The 322-nt window shown below is 36.0% G+C and carries 1 protein-coding gene; it reads right to left on the reverse strand.

Annotated features, from left to right (window positions below; all coding sequences use genetic code 11):
* Positions 1-77: 77 nt before the first annotated feature.
* Positions 78-322: YacL family protein (locus AAEY62_RS21310; RefSeq protein WP_350636370.1), on the reverse strand; the 245-nt coding region annotated here is incomplete at its 5' end.

Genomic DNA, 322 nt, shown 5'->3' on the forward strand with positions numbered 1-322 from the left:
ATTTTCATTAGTGTAATAATACAGATAAAATGCTTGTTGTGCATTGCTGTATATTTTCATTAGTGTGCTAACTATGTTTATCTTGAAGTCGTAAACTCATGCCATGAGTTTATTAGGTCTATAAAATCTTCAAAACCACAACCACTGCTTAGGCCATTTTCTTCAAGCATTAAATCGTCGTCTTGATAAGCCATAAGATCTTCACTGTCTTGGTGCAGAGCATGGGCTTCAAATAGAGCTTCCTCTTTCGTTAAAATTAAATCTATTTCTTGGCCCTTTAGCGTTAAAGGCTCAAAGCTTGAACTCACCGATGCAATAAGCG

Origin of the sequence: Pseudoalteromonas sp. GW168-MNA-CIBAN-0100 (assembly GCF_040309225.1) — a bacterium.
GTDB lineage: Bacteria > Pseudomonadota > Gammaproteobacteria > Enterobacterales > Alteromonadaceae > Pseudoalteromonas > Pseudoalteromonas arctica.